The sequence below is a fragment of the Bradyrhizobium sp. AZCC 2176 genome (genome assembly GCF_036924645.1).
Taxonomy (GTDB): Bacteria; Pseudomonadota; Alphaproteobacteria; order Rhizobiales; family Xanthobacteraceae; genus Bradyrhizobium.
In genome coordinates this window covers 6,059,135-6,072,620 of the sequence record NZ_JAZHRX010000001.1, presented here as the reverse complement: position 1 = coordinate 6,072,620, position 13,486 = coordinate 6,059,135, and the positions used below count along the sequence as shown (strand labels likewise).

The following is a 13,486-nucleotide window of genomic DNA, read 5'->3' as shown; positions in this document are numbered from 1 at the left end:
GGCCGTTGCCAATATGCGGCAGCGGCTGGGTTGCCCTCACAGCGGCGGCCGAGCGTCGTTGATCTACGCGCCACATCACCGCAGGCGGATAAGGCTTATGTGACGATCCATTCGAGCAGGGCGTTTTGCGCGTGCAGAAGATAAGCCTTTGCAGCGGCGCTCTGGCAAGTTGGGTGACGCATTGCGTCAGCGGTGACTTCCTTTCCCCTGGAAACGGGCGGGCAGGGTAGGAAAATGGCGTCGGAACGGCATTTCTCCAGAATAGACGTCGAGATCTGGTATTCCAGCATCTGCTCTTCATTTGCCCCACTTGGCCATGAGTCGGTAACGATCACATCCGCATCCAACAGCTCTGCGAAGTCGGTACACGCAGCGAAGTTTGGACCCGATAGTGAGGCGTCTTTGACGTGCCAGTTTTCCGGATAGACCTGTCTCACCTGGATAGGCATCGAGATGGAAGCTTCTACCCATGATCGGAGTATGTTCGCGTCCGGAGCGACGCCGACGACTTTCATTCCCTCAAGCGTTCCTCTCTTGCTTTGGATGTAGGCGAGATCGCCAAGTGTTTCGCACGGGTGATTGGACCTCGTTCTCGCATTTACCACCGCGGCTTTGGCAATTGACGCGAGTTCCTTCAAGACCGACAGCTCTTTGGTGCGGATGACCAAAATGTCGAACCAGTTGTCGAGGTACCTTGCTAGATCCGCCGTAGTTTCATGAACGTTGAACTTGATTGGCGATTGGACACAGAGGCCACCCATCGCCTGTATGCCCAGATCAAAAGCAGTCGTATTTCTCCATCCGCTATCGTCCGCAATGAGGGCAACACGTTTGCCTGACAAGCTCTGCGGCATGGCGCGATCGTTCCAGGCTGTCGCCAGCGACCGAGCGCGATCGATGAGGGATAAGATGATTTCCTTTGGCAATCCGTGGAATTCAAGAAAGTCCTTGTTGGATTCCATACGCATTCTCGCCTCAGGTGCTCGCTATAGCCCAGCCCGGAATCTCAAGATTCTCAGGTGCGCAATTGCGCACCGTAGTTCGCTCTTGGGCGCCCCGGATAACGATGCAGGGAGATGGATTGCCGAGAGGTTAGTCGCCTCACACCACCTTGAAGATCGCCAGCGCCAGCACGGCCTGCGCCAGGAAGCCGACGGTGAAGGCCAGCGTGCGGAAGATCGGCAGGCCGAGCGTGTAGAAGATCAGATGGGCGACGCGGGCCCAGAAATACACCGCACAGGCGTAGACAGTCCATTTGTCGGAATAGTCGACGGCGTTGAGGATCAGGACCAGCGGCGCGAAGATGATCAGATTCTCCACCGCGTTGTCATGCGCGAACATCAGCCGCGTCGCCCAGTCCGCATGCGGCTTGTCGTTGCGCGAGGGGTTGGCCATGGCGCCTGTGAGGCCGCGCACCTGACAGCGATTGATGATGTAGGGGATCCACATCAGTCCGGTCAAAATCACGGTCAGCGTCAGCCAGAACAATTCACGCGTCATTGGTTTCCCCTCAAACGATTTCGAATCCCGGCGTGGGACGGCTGATTATAGCGAAACGCGTGCGGCGGCGCTATGCGCGGACCTTGACGTAGCTGCCGGGCGCGTCCTCGATCGGCGGCATCTCCTCGGAGCCGACGGCGCGCGCGGGGACGCGCTCGGCGTCGAGGCCTTCAAGCCATTGCAGCCAGTCGGGCCACCACGACCCCTTGTGTTCGGTCGCGTTCTTCATCCAGTCGGCGAGCGTGACATCCCTGATGTTGTCGTTGGTCCAGTACTGGTACTTGCCCGCCGCCGGCGGGTTGACCACGCCTGCGATGTGGCCTGACCCCGACAGCACATATTTGACCGGGCCGCCGAAGAACTGCGAACCGTAGAGCACCGAGTCCGCCGGCGCGATGTGGTCCTCGCGCGTCGCCAGATTGTAGACGGGCACCTTGACCTTCGACAGGTCGAGCAGCGTGTTGTCGAGCACCATGCTGCCGGAGGAGAGCCGGTTTTCCAGATAGCAGTTGCGCAAGTAATAGGAATGGTTGGCCGCCGGCATCCGCGTGGCGTCGGAATTCCAGTGCAGCAGGTCGAACGAGGAGGGCGCCTGTCCCTTCAGATAGTTGCTGACGACATACGACCAGATCAAATCGTTGGAGCGCAGCATGTTGAAGGCCATCGCCATCTTACTGCCTTCGAGAACGCCCCTTTCCTCCATCTCGCGCTCCAGCGTCGAGATTTGGTCCTCGTCGACGAACACCAAGAGATCGCCGGCATGGGTGAAGTCGACCTGCGCCGCAAAGAACGTCGCAGACGTCACGCGCTGGCGCCGCTTCTCGGCGAGCCAGGCCAGCGTCGAGGCGAGCAGGGTGCCGCCGACGCAGTAGCCTGCGGTATGCACCTTCATCTCGCCCGTCACCTTTTCGATGACGTCCATCGCGGTGAGCGGGCCTTCCTTCATGTAGTCGTCGAAGGTTTTCTTGCCGAGCTCCTTGTCCGGATTGACCCAGGAGATCACGAACACGGTGATGCCCTGGTCGACGCACCATTTGACGTAGGATTTTTCCGGCTTGAGATCGAGAATGTAGAACTTGTTGATCCAGGGCGGCACGATCAGGAGCGGGGTGCGCAGCACTGTCTCCGTGGTCGGCGTGTACTGGATAAGCTGCATCAGCTCGTTCTGGAAGATCACCTTGCCCGGCGTCGTCGCCATGTTGACGCCGACAGCGAGATTCGACGGGTCGGACTGGCGGATGCGCAGCGTGCCGCGGCCGGCCTCGATGTCCTCGGCCAGCATCCTCATGCCGCGCACGAGGTTGTCGCCGCTGGACGCCAGCGTCTCGCGCAACACTTCGGGATTGGTGAGAACGAAATTCGACGGCGCGATCGCGTTGGTGATCTGCTGCACATAGAACTCGGCCTTCTTGCGCGTGTGCGGGTCGACGCCTTCGGCGTTCTTCACCAGTTCGTGCGCCCATTGCGCGGTGAGCAGATAGAGCTGCAGCACGAAATCGAAAAACTGGTTCGATCTCCACTCCGGATCCTTGAAACGCTTGTCGCGCGGCGACGGCTCGATCGCGGGCTTGACCGCTTCGCCGGCCATGCGGCGCGCCGCCTGGCCCCAGAGATCGAGATAGGCCTTGCCCATCCGGATCTGCAGGTCTTCGGCGCGTTGCTGATCCGTCAGCCAGTATTCCGCCACCTTGGTGAACGTCTTGATGACTTCACCGATTTCGCTGGGCGGCTTGTCCTTCGGTTCGCCATTCTCGCGCGGCTTGAGATAGGCCGCGAGCGCCTGGCCGCTCGTCTCCATCGCCCTGGCGATGTTCATGGCGAAGGCTTCGGCGTTGAAGGTCTTCGGAGCCTGGGTTTCGGTGTTGACGTCGCTCATATCAAGGACACTATAGCTTCGTTTCGCGTTCGTCACCGCGTGGATTGATGGCAGCGGGTTTGGGGTTAACCCTGTTGCACTGCGATAAAGTTTGCGTGTTCAGACATATTGCACACATTGCAGCCGCACCTGTCACATTTGCTGTTTGGGCTTTAATCGTTTCGGGCGACAATGGTTTGAACGGTTGGGGCGAAATCAACGCCGCGGGACGGCTTGGCGTTGCAAAGCTCGTACCACCGCATAGATGCGATCGGGTTGCGCGCGTTGCGCTTGGGTAGTTGGGGATTTTCGGAACGGATGCCGGTCACGCGGACGATAAGGCTGTGGTCGATTGCCGCGCTGTTCGCGTCGGCATTTGCGCTTGGCGGCTGCTCGACCCAGATCGCGGACATGCCGGGCCTTGGCGTGCCGGCCGGCGCGCCCGAGCGTCCGAAGGAAGCCGGTGGCTATCTACCGGTGCATGACCTGCCGCCGGACCGCAACGAGGAGGCGATGAAGCCGGCCGAACTGGCTAAAATTCAGTCAGAGTTGACGGCCGCCCGGGACCGTCAGGCGACGGCCTCGACCCCTCCTTCAAAGCCGGCCAAGAAGTAAGAAGGCCGTCGTATTGAAGCGCTGTTCTGGCGCGAAACGGTCGGCCTGGACCGGCGCGGGCCTTGCCTGAAAACACCCATAAAAACTGGCGCTGCCGGGCTCCCGTGGTAAAAGAACCCAGTTCAACCGCATTGCGGGTCCAGAGCCTTTAAGGACCTCGCGCCTGAATTCGCTCTAAATCATTGATTGAGCGCGACTTCTGACCGAAGCCCGGTTCCGGTTTCGATAGCCGCGAAGGTTCCCCGATTCTGTCCTGCCGGTTGTCGGAGCAAGGGTCCCATGGAAGATTTTTATCGCATCCGCCGTCTGCCGCCTTACGTGTTCGAAAAGGTCAACCAGGCCAAGGCGGCCGCGCGGAACGCCGGCGCCGACATCATCGACATGGGCATGGGCAATCCGGACCTGCCGACGCCGCCGCATGTGCTTGAGAAGCTAAAGGAGACGCTGGGCAAACCGCGGACCGATCGCTACTCGGCCTCGCGCGGCATCAACGGCCTGCGCAAGGCGCAAGCCGCCTATTACGGGCGGCGGTTCGGCGTAAAACTCAATCCTGACACTCAGGTCGTGGCGACGCTGGGCTCGAAGGAGGGCTTTGCCAATGTGGCGCAGGCGATCACCGCGCCCGGCGACGTCGTGCTGTGCCCCAATCCGAGCTATCCGATCCATGCCTTCGGCTTTCTGATGGCTGGCGGCGTGATCCGCTCGGTGCCTTCGGAACCGACGCCGCAATTTTTCGAAGCGGTGGAACGCGCGATCATCCATTCGATCCCGAAGCCGATTGCGCTGATCGTCTGCTATCCCTCGAATCCGACCGCCTATGTCGCCGACCTCGATTTCTACAGGGATCTGGTGGCGTTCGCGAAGAAGCACGAGATCTTCATTCTGTCGGATCTGGCCTATGCCGAAGTCTATTTCGACGACAACAATCCGCCGCCCTCGGTGCTGCAGGTTCCCGGCGCGATGGACGTCACCGTCGAGTTCACCTCGATGTCGAAAACGTTCTCGATGGCGGGCTGGCGCATGGGCTTTGCAGTCGGCAACGAGCGGATCATCGCAGCCCTGGCGCGGGTGAAATCCTACCTCGACTACGGCGCGTTCACGCCCATTCAGGTGGCCGCTACCGCAGCATTGAACGGCCCGGACGATTGCATCAAGGAAATGCGCGACACCTACCGTAAGCGGCGCGACGCGCTGGTCGAATCGTTTGGCCGGGCGGGCTGGGAGATTCCGCCGCCGCAGGCCTCGATGTTCGCCTGGGCGCCGCTGCCCAAGGCCTTCGAGAGCGTCGGTAGCATGCAGTTCGCGACCCTGATGGTGGAGAAGTCCGGTGTAGTGGTTTCGCCCGGCGTCGCCTTCGGCGAGCATGGCGAAGGCTATGTCCGCATCGCCATGGTGGAAAACGAGCAACGTATCCGCCAGGCCGCGCGCGGGGTGCGCCGCTTCCTTGAAAGCGGCATTGAAACGTTGCACAACGTGGTTCCTCTCGCCAACCGGCGCTAATTCCTTTTATTGCAGGTTCTCTCACTCATGGTCGCACCCCTGAAAGTGGGTATCGCGGGGCTCGGCACTGTTGGCGCCGAAGTCGTCCGCCTCATCGAAGAGCAGTCGCGGATGCTGTCCGAGCGCAGCGGGCGCGGCGTGCGCGTCGTTGCCGTCACCGCGCGCTCGAAAGCGAAAAAGCGCTCGCTGGACCTGCGCGGCGTCGACTGGGCCAAGAGCCCGCTGGCGCTGGCCTCTGATCCCAACATCGATTGCTTCGTCGAACTGATGGGCGGCTCCGGCGAGCCGGCGCTGTCGGCAATCGAGGCTGCGCTGAAGGCCGGCAAGTCGGTGGTAACCGCCAACAAGGCGCTGATCGCCAAGCACGGAATTCGGCTGGCGAAGGCTGCCGAGAAGCATGGTGGCGCGCTCAACTACGAGGCCGCTGTCGGCGCCGCCATTCCCGTCATCAAGACCCTTCGCGAGGGGCTTTCCGGCACCGGGGTCAACCGCGTCTACGGTATCCTCAACGGCACCTGCAATTACATCCTGACCCGGATGGAGCAGGAGGGCCTGTCGTTTGCCGAATGCCTGAAGGACGCGCAGCGGCTGGGCTATGCCGAAGCCAATCCGTCCTTTGACGTCGATGGCCATGACACTGCACAGAAGCTTGCGATTCTGGCGAGCCTCGCCTTCGGCACCAAGGTGGCGCAGAGCGCGGTTTATGTCGAAGGCATTTCCTCGATCGCGCCGGAAGATCTGCGTGCAGCCGAAGAACTGGGCTACCGCGTCAAGTTGCTTGGTGTCGCGGTACGCACGGCAAAGGGCATTGAGCAGCGCGTGCATCCGACCATGGTGCCGAAATCGTCCTCGATCGCGCAGGTAATGGGCGTCACCAACGCGGTGACCATCGACGGCGAAGGCATTCCCGCGATCACGCTGGTGGGACCCGGCGCCGGAGGTGCTGCCACCGCTTCCGCCGTCGTTGCGGATATCGCCGATGTGGCGCGCGGCATTCGCGCCAGACCTTTCGGACGCCCGGTGGAGCGGCTGCGCGACACCACCAAGGCACCGATGGAGCGCCACGAGGGCGGCTATTACATCCGCCTGATGGCGCGCGATCTCGCCGGCACCGCCGCCACCATCGCCACCCGCCTCGCCGAGCAGAAGATTTCGCTGGAATCGATCGTGCAGCGCCATCCCGAGGGCGTCGACCTGAATGGCGCCACAAAAAAAGCGTCACCGGTTCCGGTCATCCTGATTACCTACGCAACATCAGAGGATGCGGTGTATCGTGCGCTAGAAGCGGTACAGCGCGACAAGGTGATCAGCGGCCGGCCGCAGGTGATACGGATCGAAAAGAACTGACGCGGGATCCGAACGGATCGCGCGCCAAACGATTGATTTGCGGACCGAGAGGCCCGTGCAGGTTTAAAGGAGTAAGCCGATGTCGACCCATATTTCCGTTCCGCCGCAATTGCTGCTTGAACGCATTCTGACGCTTGAAATCGTGCGGGTGACGGAACGTGCGGCGGTTTCGGCCGCGCGGCTGCGTGGCCACGGCCAGGAGAAGGCCGCCGACCAGGCCGCGGTCGACGCGATGCGCCGCGAACTGAACAAGCTGCCGATCGAAGGCACCGTCGTGATCGGCGAGGGCGAGCGCGACGAGGCGCCGATGCTGTTCATCGGCGAGAAGGTCGGGCTGAACGCAGGCCCCCAGGTCGACATCGCGGTCGACCCGCTGGAAGGCACCACGCTCTGCGCCAAGAACATGCCGGGCGCGATCGCGACCATGGCGATGGCCGATGGCGGCACGCTGTTGCATGCGCCCGACGTCTACATGCAGAAGCTCGCGGTCGGCCCGGGCTACACCAAGGGCGTGGTCGAGCTCGACGCGTCGCCCGCCGACAATGTCCGCCGGCTTGCCAAGGCCAAGGGCGTCGAGCCCGCCGCGATCACGGTGCTGGTGCTCGATCGCCCGCGCCACGCCGATATCATCGCCGGCATCCGCTCGACCGGCGCCGCGGTGCGGCTGATCACCGACGGTGACGTGGCCGGCGTGATCCATTGCGCCGATCCTGATAACACCGGCGTCGACATGTATATCGGCACCGGCGGCGCGCCCGAGGGCGTGCTGGCCGCAGCTGCGCTGCGCTGCATCGGCGGCCAGATGCAGTGCCGGCTGATCCTCGACAGCGACGAGAAGCGCGACCGCGCGCACAAGATGGGCGTGACCGATCCGAAGATGATCTACGGCATCGAGGACATGGTGCGGGGCGACTGCCTGTTTGCCGCAACCGGCGTCACCACGGGCTCGCTGCTGACGGGCGTCAAATTTCGCAAGGATGTGATCGAGACCGAAACGGTGGTGATGCGCTCGGTCACCGGCACGGTGCGCTACATCAAGGCCGAGCACCGGCAGTTGGATAAATTTCATCTGGATTGAGGGATGTCCCTCGTCGTTCCGGGGCGGCGCGAAGCGTCGAACCCGGAACCTCGAGATTCCGGGTTCGCTTCGCGCCCCGGAATGACGGCAACGGGAGGCTCGCATGTCCGACATTTCCGCAGTGAAGGCGCTGGTGTTCGACGTGTTCGGCACCGTCGTCGACTGGCGCACCAGCCTCATCAACGATTTCACCAAATGGTCGGAGACATCGGGCATCGAGGCTGACTGGACCGCCCTGGTGGATGGCTGGCGTGCGGTCTATGCCGCCTCGATGGACGAAGTGCGCAAGCATCCCGAACGCGGCTATCAGATCCTGGATACGTTGCACCGGCAATCGCTGGAAAAACTGGTGGCGCAGTTTTCGATTCAAGGCTTGAGCGACGCCGATCTGCACCACCTCACCATGGGTTGGCACCGCCTGCATCCGTGGCCCGACAGCGTGCCCGGCCTGACGCGGCTGAAGAAGAAATACATCATCTCGCCGCTCTCCAACGGCAACGTCGCGCTCTTGACCAACATGGCGAAGTTCGCCGGCCTGCCGTGGGACCTCGTCATGTCGGCGGAACTGTTCGAGCACTACAAGCCCGATCCCGAAACCTATCTCGGCGCCGCCAAACTGCTTTGCCTGCCGCCGGAGCAGGTGATGATGGTCGCCGCCCACAATAACGATCTGAAAGCGGCACAGAAGCTCGGCCTCAAGACCGCCTTCGTCGCGCGTCCGAGCGAATATGGCCCGCACCAGAAATATGATTTCGAGGCCAAGGGCGATTGGGACATCGTCGCCAAGGATTTTGGTGGGATCGCTGATCGGTTGGGGTGCTGAGGCGGCTCAGTTCCGGGCACGGCCCAGCGTTTTTCACGACGCACTGCGGGGCCGGCACGTTATCGCGCGCCCGACGCGGAGCGAGATCGACGCGATGTGTGGCGCATGCGCTGAACGATTACCTCGCCATTGGTGACGCGGTAAAAGATCAGATAGGGATAAGGGCTGAGAGTGAGGCGGCGCACGCCTGGAAGGTCGGTCGCTTGCCCGGCGTGTGGATGCTGAGCCAACAAATGGAAAAGGGCTTGAATCCGCTCGCGAACATGGTTTGCCCCTTGGGGCGATTCCGCCTCGATATAGTCAAGCGCCTTCTCGATCTGCATCGCCGCGCGCCTTGTGACGCGCAACCTCACACAGTGCGCTTTGCCAGGATCGAACGCATCTGTTCGTCCGTGGCGAACTCACCCCGCGCGATCTCGGCATCTGCTTCGGCGAGGTCGGCGCGTTCCTCGGACGTCAACAGAATAACGGGTTGCTCTTCGCCGGCTACCTGTAAAAGCAGGCGCGCAAGTTCGTCCTGCACCTCGGGGGGGAGAGCGCGTACGCTGTCGACCGCATGTTCAAGCAGTTTGGTCATGGTTGAAAGATAGGCGTTTCCCGAGCGAGAAGGAAGGATTTCAAGGGAAATGTTTGCGTCTTATTGTGCCTTGACGCTACGATGCATTGCCGCCGCAGCCTATCCCGCCCCGCTCTGAATCACACCGAACCAGCCGAGACCTCTATACGTCTCGTACCCCGGCGTCGCATGGAACGCGACCAGCGCGCCGGAGCGGTCCTGATGGAAGCCGGAGCGCCGGCCTTCCAGTGGAAGCGAGACGCGCTCGGTGAGCAGGCCCTGGCCGTCGGATGCCGCGATCACCCGGAAATTCGAATCGACCAGCAGCACGCGGGCCTTGTCGGCGGCGCCGACGCGCACGCCTTGCACGATGGCGCGGGCCTGCGGCTCCCAGTCGAAATGAACCGCGAGCACGCCGGTCGGTTTGCCGTTCGCCTTGCCATCGGCGCGAACGCTGGCGCAATAGGTCACGACCTGGGCGTTGCCGAGCAAAGGCTGGCATTCGACGTCGCCGACGGCGTAGTCGTCGCCGGAGCGCAAGGCGCGCGCGGCGCGAAACCATTTTGTCGACGCCACATTCTGGCCCACGACGCCAAAGCGATCGGCGCGGCCGTTGGCTCGCACATTGCCGTCGAGATCGCACAGCCAGAGATCGAGATAGACGGTGTAGGCGCCGAGGATCACGGCCATCCGTTCCGACGCGTGCGCGACGGCCGCGGCCTCCGGCGCCGCTGCGCAATCGACGACGGCGGAGTCGGTCGCCCACCAGCGCACGTCGCAGGTGCGCTCATAGAGGTTGCGGTCGATCAGCTCGATGGCGTTCAGCGACAGATCGACCATGCGCTCGCCGCGCGAGCGGTCGGCCATCTGCGCGATCGAGTTCATCAGATTGCCGGTCCGGTTGGTGAGCTGGCTTTCAAGCTCGCGCGCGATGGTCTCGACCTGCTGGCCGACATTGCGGACTTCCTGTGCCACCACGGCAAAGCCCGCGCCCTGGGCGCCGGCGCGCGAGCTCTCGATCAGCGCGTTCAGCGCCAGCATCTTCATCTGGTTGGTGATCTTCTGGATCGACTTGGTCTTCTCGCAGGCAACCTGGTTGACCTCGGCGGTCAATCTGGCGATCAGCGCGGAAACGTCGGCTTCATCCTCGGTGCCCGCTGAACTGGCCGACTGTTTGGCGAACGTTGCGGTCTGAGAGCGAAGCGCGACGGACATTGGCGGGAATTCCTCAGTCTTTGTGCGGTTGCCGGTCTTCTGCGGATCGGCGGAGACTCAACGGAAGCGTGTTGGACTCCTTTGTCGGGGATCATGGCTAACGATTGGTTTAATTTCTGCCTCCCGCGGGTAGTATTGCGGGGACAAGTTGCATCTTCTTTGTGCAAGTCGTTTTTATCGGCATAGACTCAAAGCCGGCGCGGCCGGGATTGTGTCGGCTTGGCCGCGGCAATTCGCGGCGGAATCCCGCACCACGCCATGGTCCCGGTTTGCCGACCGGCGGCTTTTTCCCTATCACTCGAAGGAATCATGACGCTTCCCGCATCCGCACTGCCTGTTGAACTGCCGCCGGCGTTTCTCGGCGTGTTGCGGTCGGCGACCGGCAAATTGTGGCGCGATCGGCTCGACGCCAGGGGGACGGCGCGGGCGCTGGCGATCACGCAGCGCTACCAGTTGCCGGAAATGTTGGCGCGCGTGCTGGCGGGCCGCGAGGTCGGGATCGACGAGGTCGAGGATTTCCTCGATCCCACCATCCGCAAATTGATGCCCGATCCCCACACCGTGACAGCGATGGAGACGGCGGCCAAGCGCATCGCGGACGCGGCCACGCGCGGCGAGAAGGTCGCGATCTTCGGCGACTACGACGTCGACGGTGCGACCTCGGCGGCGCTGCTCGCCTGGCATTTGCGCCATTGCGGGCTCGATCCGCTGATCCACATTCCCGACCGCATCTTCGAGGGCTATGGGCCCAACGTCGAGGCGGTGCGTGCACTGGCGGGGAAGGGCGCCACGCTGCTGGTGACCGTCGATTGCGGCACCACCAGCGTCGAGCCGCTGGCGGAAGCACGGAAGCTCGGCATGTCGGTCGTCGTCATCGACCACCACCAGACGGCGGAAGAGTTGCCCGAGGTCGATGCGCTGGTGAACCCGAACCGGCCCGACGACCTTTCGGGGCTGGGCCATCTCGCCGCGGTCGGTCTCGTGCTGATCACGCTGGTGGCGGTGAACCGGGAATTGCGCGGCCGCGGCTTCTGGAATGCCGAACGGCCGGAGCCTGATTTGCTCGGCATGCTGCACCATGTGGCGCTCGGCACCGTCGCCGATGTCGCGCCCCTGACCGGGCTCAACCGCGCCTTCGTCGCCAAGGGCCTGATCGCGATGCGCCGCCGCGACCATATCGGCCATACCGCGCTGATGGATGTGGCGCGGCTGAACGGCCCGCCCGAAGCCTGGCACCTCGGCTTCATGCTGGGGCCGCGCATCAATGCGGGTGGCCGGATCGGGCGCGCCGATTTAGGCGTGCGGCTGCTTCTGGAAGGCGACATCTCGGAAGCGGCACGAATCGCGGCCGAACTCGACCGGCTCAACAGCGAGCGCCGCATCATCGAGCAGGCGGCGGAAGCGCAGGCCGAGGCGGAGGCGCTGGCGTCGCTCGGGCTGGAAGACAAGGGCGCGGTCATCGTCACGGCGTCCGAAGGTTGGCATCCCGGCATCGTCGGGCTGGTGGCGTCGCGGCTGAAGGAGAAATTTGCGCGCCCCGCCTTTGCCATTGCGCTGGAGCCGGGCGGCATCGGCACCGGCTCGGGCCGCTCGATCTCGGGCGTCGATCTCGGAAAAGCCGTGCGGCAGGCGGTGAAGGAAAAACTGCTGATGAAGGGCGGCGGCCACGCCATGGCCGCCGGCGTGACGCTGCGGAAAGACAAGCTCGCGGAGTTTCGCGCCTTCATGGAAAGCGCACTGGCCGAAGACGTCGCCAATTCCCGTCACGAGAACGAGCTGTTCATCGACGGCGCGGTGAGCGCGCGCAGCGTGACGGTGGAATTCGCCAACATGCTAAACCGCGCCGGGCCGTTCGGGGCCGCCAATCCGGAGCCCGTGATCGCGCTGCCGGCGCATCAGCTCGTCTATGCCGATGAAGTCGGGCAGGCGCATCTGCGCGTGCGCTTCAAGGCGGGCGACGGCGCCATCGTCAACGGCATCGCGTTTCGATCGGTCGGCCAGAAGCTCGGCCACGCGCTGACGCAGAACCGCGGCCAGCCACTGCATGTGGCTGCTACGCTCGCGGTCGATCGTTATCAGGGGTCGGAGCGGGTGCAGTTGCGCGTCGTCGATGTCGCGGTGCCGGACCCGGGGCCGGCGGTGATCAGGTAATTCGACAACCAAGAACAAAACAGCGGGAGCAGAAATGGCAGGGCAGGTTGAGGGCAAGGTCGCGCTGGTGACGGGCGGCGCATCCGGCATTGGAGAAGCGGTTTCCGAATTGCTGGCGCGCGAAGGCGCCTCGGTTGCCGTCACCGACGTAGATGATTTGAAAGGTCCCGAGGTGGTTGCGCGGATCAAGAAGGCCGGCCAGGAGGCGAGCTTTTGGCATCACGACGTCACCAGCGAGGAACGCTGGATCGAGGTCGTGGCCGATGTCGTGAAGCGCTACGGCCGGCTCGACGTGCTGGTCTCGAACGCCGGCATCGGCATCTCGGTGCCGTCGATCACCGAGATGTCGCTGGCGGACTGGCGCCGGCAGACCGCGATCAATCTCGACGGCGTGTTTCTCTCGGTGAAACACTGCTTGCCGGCGATGCGCAAGACCGGCGGCGGCTCCGTCATCATGATGTCGTCGCTGGCGGGCCTGCGCGGCGCGGCCGGTCTTTCCGGTTACTCCGCGACCAAGGGCGGTGTCCGGCTGTTCGCCAAGTCGATCGCAATGGAATGCGCCACGTTTGGCGACGGCATCCGCGTCAACTCGGTGCATCCCGGCATCATCGATACGCCGATCTGGAGCAAGATCCCGGCGGGAGCCGGGGGCAGTGGGCAGAACGCGCCGATCGATCCCGAGGAGCGTGCGAAACTTGCCACGCCGCTCGGCCGCGCCGGGCAGGCCATCGAGATCGCTCAGGGCGTGTTGTATCTTGCGTCCGATGCCTCGCGCTACGTGACCGGGACGGAACTCGTCATCGATGGCGGCATGAACGCGGGCGGGGTAGCGCGCAGGGTCTAGAA

The 13,486-nt window shown here is 63.3% G+C and carries 13 protein-coding genes; 7 read left to right on the top strand and 6 right to left on the bottom strand.

Going from position 1 to position 13,486, the window contains the following annotated elements; all coding sequences use genetic code 11:
* Positions 1-95: 95 nt before the first annotated feature.
* The 3 genes from V1288_RS28640 to V1288_RS28630 all read right to left on the bottom strand — a co-directional run bounded on the left by V1288_RS28640 (position 96) and on the right by V1288_RS28630 (position 3,376).
* Positions 96-968: an ornithine carbamoyltransferase gene (locus V1288_RS28640; RefSeq protein ID WP_334360212.1), complete on the bottom strand. Its 873-nt coding sequence runs from the start codon at positions 966-968 to the stop codon at positions 96-98.
* A gap of 133 nt (positions 969-1,101) precedes the next feature.
* The gene (locus V1288_RS28635; RefSeq protein WP_334360211.1) at positions 1,102-1,500 is read right to left on the bottom strand and encodes an MAPEG family protein; all 399 of its coding nucleotides are present in this window, start codon (positions 1,498-1,500) and stop codon (positions 1,102-1,104) included.
* Positions 1,501-1,570: 70 nt separating this feature from the next.
* On the bottom strand, positions 1,571-3,376 hold the full coding sequence (locus V1288_RS28630; RefSeq protein ID WP_334360210.1) for a PHA/PHB synthase family protein: 1,806 nt from the start codon (positions 3,374-3,376) through the stop codon (positions 1,571-1,573).
* A gap of 297 nt (positions 3,377-3,673) precedes the next feature.
* Between V1288_RS28630 and V1288_RS28625 the strand changes: the two genes are divergently transcribed.
* The 5 genes from V1288_RS28625 (at position 3,674) to V1288_RS28605 (ending at position 8,718) form a co-directional block, all read left to right on the top strand.
* Positions 3,674-3,970 (top strand): hypothetical protein, encoded by a 297-nt coding sequence (locus V1288_RS28625; RefSeq protein ID WP_334360209.1) that lies wholly within the window; start codon positions 3,674-3,676, stop codon positions 3,968-3,970.
* Positions 3,971-4,249: 279 nt separating this feature from the next.
* Positions 4,250-5,470 (top strand): LL-diaminopimelate aminotransferase, encoded by a 1,221-nt coding sequence (locus tag V1288_RS28620; RefSeq protein ID WP_334360208.1) that lies wholly within the window; start codon positions 4,250-4,252, stop codon positions 5,468-5,470.
* A gap of 27 nt (positions 5,471-5,497) precedes the next feature.
* A complete protein-coding gene (locus V1288_RS28615) occupies positions 5,498-6,817 on the top strand; it encodes a homoserine dehydrogenase (RefSeq protein WP_334360207.1) in 1,320 nt (439 codons plus the stop codon).
* 79 nt (positions 6,818-6,896) lie between these two features.
* On the top strand, positions 6,897-7,895 hold the full coding sequence (glpX, locus tag V1288_RS28610; RefSeq protein WP_334360206.1) for a class II fructose-bisphosphatase: 999 nt from the start codon (positions 6,897-6,899) through the stop codon (positions 7,893-7,895).
* Positions 7,896-7,998: 103 nt separating this feature from the next.
* Positions 7,999-8,718, top strand: a complete 720-nt coding sequence (locus tag V1288_RS28605; protein WP_334360205.1) for a haloacid dehalogenase type II — start codon at positions 7,999-8,001, stop codon at positions 8,716-8,718.
* A 59-nt stretch (positions 8,719-8,777) separates the two neighbouring features.
* Here V1288_RS28605 and V1288_RS28600 read toward each other — a convergent pair whose 3' ends face one another.
* The 3 genes from V1288_RS28600 to V1288_RS28590 all read right to left on the bottom strand — a co-directional run bounded on the left by V1288_RS28600 (position 8,778) and on the right by V1288_RS28590 (position 10,489).
* The gene (locus V1288_RS28600) at positions 8,778-9,071 is read right to left on the bottom strand and encodes a type II toxin-antitoxin system RelE/ParE family toxin (RefSeq protein ID WP_334360204.1); all 294 of its coding nucleotides are present in this window, start codon (positions 9,069-9,071) and stop codon (positions 8,778-8,780) included.
* Positions 9,068-9,295, bottom strand: coding sequence for a hypothetical protein (locus V1288_RS28595; protein ID WP_334360203.1), 228 nt, complete (start codon positions 9,293-9,295; stop codon positions 9,068-9,070). Before V1288_RS28595 ends, V1288_RS28600 begins: the two co-directional genes overlap by 4 nt.
* 99 nt (positions 9,296-9,394) lie before the next feature.
* Positions 9,395-10,489: a methyl-accepting chemotaxis protein gene (locus tag V1288_RS28590; protein WP_334360202.1), complete on the bottom strand. Its 1,095-nt coding sequence runs from the start codon at positions 10,487-10,489 to the stop codon at positions 9,395-9,397.
* A 309-nt stretch (positions 10,490-10,798) separates the two neighbouring features.
* On the opposite strand from V1288_RS28590, the gene recJ reads away from it, so the two are divergent.
* Together recJ and V1288_RS28580 are read left to right on the top strand one after the other, a co-directional pair.
* Entirely contained in the window at positions 10,799-12,640 is a 1,842-nt protein-coding gene (recJ, locus tag V1288_RS28585) for a single-stranded-DNA-specific exonuclease RecJ (RefSeq protein ID WP_334360201.1), read from the top strand.
* Positions 12,641-12,674: 34 nt separating this feature from the next.
* On the top strand, positions 12,675-13,484 hold the full coding sequence (locus tag V1288_RS28580; protein ID WP_334360200.1) for a glucose 1-dehydrogenase: 810 nt from the start codon (positions 12,675-12,677) through the stop codon (positions 13,482-13,484).
* Positions 13,485-13,486: the final 2 nt, after the last annotated feature.